Raw genomic sequence first — 2039 nt, forward strand, 5'->3', positions numbered from 1 at the left:
CGGTTGGCCTGCTCAATGTCGGGGTCGAGGAGATCAAGGGCCAGGAAGAGGTCAAGGAAGCGGGGCGCATGCTGCGCGAGGCCAACATGGCCTCGATGAATTATCATGGCTTTGTTGAAGGCGACGATATCGGCAAGGGTACGGTCGACGTTGTGGTGACGGAGGGCTTCGCCGGCAATATCGCCCTGAAGACGGCCGAAGGAACGGCGCGGCAGATAGCGGGCTATCTGCGCGCYGCGATGAGCCGCACCCTGATGGCCAGGATCGGCTACGTCTTCGCCAAGGGCGCTTTCAACCGCTTGCGTGAAAAGATGGATGTCGGGCGCTCGAATGGTGGCGTTTTCCTGGGGCTGAACGGGATCGTTGTGAAGAGCCACGGCGGAGCTGATTCGGATGGTTTCGCCGCGGCGATCGAATTGGCCTACGATATGGTTCGCAACAATCTGCTCGACCGCATCGAGGCGGATCTGGACCTGTTTCATGCGCGCAATCCGCATACTCAGACATCTAGGAAATCCGACGTCGTTATCGACGCAAAGGAATAGGAAAGAACTTTGATCAGATCAGTCGTGCGCGGCACGGGCGCCGCGCTGCCCCGCCGAATTATGAAGAATGCCGATTTCGAAGGCATGGTGGAAACCTCCGACGAATGGATCGCCCAGCGCACCGGCATCCGCCAGCGCCATATCGCCGGTGATGACGAGACAACGGCTTCGCTGGGTGAAGCGGCGGCGCGTGCCGCACTTGCCGATGCCGGGCTGACGCCAGCCGACATCGACGTGATCGTGCTGGCGACCTCGACGCCCAACAACACTTTTCCGGCCACCGCCGTCGAGATCCAGAACCGGCTCGGCATGCATCACGGTTTTGCTTTCGACATGCAGGCGGTCTGCTCCGGCTTCGTCTATGCGGTGACCACGGCCGATCTCTACATCCGTGGCGGCCTGGCCAGGCGCGTGCTGGTGATCGGCTCGGAAACGTTCTCGCGCATCCTCGACTGGAGCGACCGCTCGACCTGCGTGCTGTTCGGTGACGGCGCCGGTGCCGTGATCCTGGAGGCCGGCGAGGGGGCTGGCGGGATCGCCGATCGTGGCGTTCTGGCGGCCAGCCTGCGTTCCGACGGCACCCACAAGGAAAAGCTCTTTGTCGACGGCGGGCCATCGACCACGGGCACGGTCGGCCATCTCAGGATGGAGGGTCGCGAAGTCTTCAAGCATGCGGTCGGGATGATCACCGACGTCATCGAGGCGACGTTCTCGCAAGCCGGCATTTCGGCCGATGATCTCGACTGGTTCGTGCCGCATCAGGCCAATAAACGAATTATTGACGCTTCCGCCAAGAAGCTCGGGATAGCCGAGCAAAAGGTGGTGGTGACGGTCGATTTGCACGGTAACACGTCGGCTGCTTCCGTGCCGCTGGCGCTGTCGGTGGCCGTCGCCGACGGCCGCATCAAGAAGGGCGATCTCGTGCTTCTGGAGGCCATGGGGGGCGGCTTCACCTGGGGTGCTGTTCTGGTTCGCTGGTAAGTGCCGAACGGTCCGGTTTCGGTCCTTGACCTTGCCGGATCAATTACTTAGGCTCTGCCGTTGTTGTGCCGAATTTAATGTTTTGAGCTGATGGGACGGTCGCATGGGGGGAAAGACACTTACGCGCGCCGACCTTGCCGAGGCTGTTTACCGGAAGGTCGGCTTATCGCGCACTGAATCGGCCGAACTTGTCGAAGCGGTGCTGGACGAGATCTGCGAAGCGATCGTGCGTGGCGAGACGGTGAAGCTGTCGTCCTTCGCGACATTCCACGTCCGTTCCAAGAACGAGCGCATCGGCCGCAATCCCAAGACTGGCGAAGAGGTGCCGATCCTGCCGCGCCGGGTGATGACCTTCAAGTCGTCGAACGTACTGAAGAGCCGCATCTTGCGGTCCCATCAAAGCGGCAAGGCCAAGGGCAGTAAGTAGCCTCGCTCGGCTCAGCGGTTGAAAACGGCGCCGCGCCATGACGCCGGGCTTGAATATTGTTTCACAAACCGCTGAAATGAGGCCCG

Annotated in this window: 2 protein-coding genes and 1 pseudogene; all 3 read left to right on the forward strand. The window is 61.5% G+C overall.

Annotated features, from left to right (window positions below):
- A pseudogene (locus tag ACXJ7R_RS31005) lies at positions 1-545 on the forward strand (phosphate acyltransferase PlsX); the annotation flags it as partial.
- Positions 546-554: 9 nt separating this feature from the next.
- Positions 555-1526, forward strand: coding sequence for a beta-ketoacyl-ACP synthase III (locus ACXJ7R_RS31010; protein WP_457155136.1), 972 nt, complete (start codon positions 555-557; stop codon positions 1524-1526).
- Between the two features lie 103 nt (positions 1527-1629).
- Positions 1630-1953, forward strand: a complete 324-nt coding sequence (locus tag ACXJ7R_RS31015; protein ID WP_095081181.1) for an integration host factor subunit alpha — start codon at positions 1630-1632, stop codon at positions 1951-1953.
- The last annotated feature ends 86 nt before the right edge of the window (positions 1954-2039 follow it).

This window comes from Mesorhizobium sp. P5_C1 (assembly GCF_054049815.1).